This is a genomic window from Nocardioides pocheonensis (genome assembly GCF_003725535.1).
Classification (GTDB): Bacteria; Actinomycetota; Actinomycetes; order Propionibacteriales; family Nocardioidaceae; genus Marmoricola; species Marmoricola pocheonensis.
The window spans coordinates 1-742 of sequence record NZ_RJSF01000027.1 but is presented as its reverse complement, the minus strand read 5'-3'; the positions used below and the strand labels follow the sequence as shown (position 1 = coordinate 742).

Here is a 742-nt window from a genome sequence, read left to right as displayed (position 1 = left end):
GAGGTGGTGTCGGTCGCCGCCCGCGCCACCGCGGTGATGTTGTTCGCGATCTCCGCAGAACCCGTCGCCGCCTCCGAGACGTTGCGACCCATCTCGTTGGTCGTCGCGGTCTGCTCCTCCACCGCCGAGGCGATCGTCGTCTGCGTGTCCGAGATCTGCGCCACGATCCCCGAGATCTGCGCGATCGCCGCCACCGCAGCCGCCGTGTCCGCCTGGATCGCCTCGATCCGCGCACCGATGTCCTCGGTCGCCTTCCCGGTCTCCTGCGCCAGCTCCTTGACCTCGTTGGCCACCACCGCGAAGCCCTTGCCGGCCTCCCCGGCCCGCGCCGCCTCGATCGTGGCGTTCAACGCCAACAGGTTCGTCTGCTCCGCGATCGAGTTGATCACCTTGATCACGTTCCCGATCTCCGCCGAGGACTCCCCCAGCTTCGCCACGGTCACGTTCGTCGCCTCCGCCACCGTCACCGCCTGAGCAGCCACCTCCGCAGCATCCGAAGCGTTCTTCGCGATCTCCCGGATCGAGGCCGACATCTCCTCGGTGCCCGTCGCCACCGTCTGCACGTTGTGGCTCACCTGCTCAGCCGCAGCCGACACCAGACCCGCCTGCGACGCCGACTCCTCCGCCGACCCACTCATCTGGGCCGACACACTCGACAGCTCCTCCGACGCCGACGCCAACGACGTCGCATTCGCACCGATCGACGACATCGACCCACGCAGGCGGCCGAGCGCACTGTTCA

The 742-nt window shown here is 68.6% G+C and carries 1 protein-coding gene; it reads right to left on the bottom strand.

Features of this window, described 5'->3' with window-relative positions; translation table 11 throughout:
• Positions 1–742: methyl-accepting chemotaxis protein (locus EFL26_RS08490; RefSeq protein ID WP_425464105.1), on the bottom strand; the 742-nt coding region annotated here is incomplete at both ends.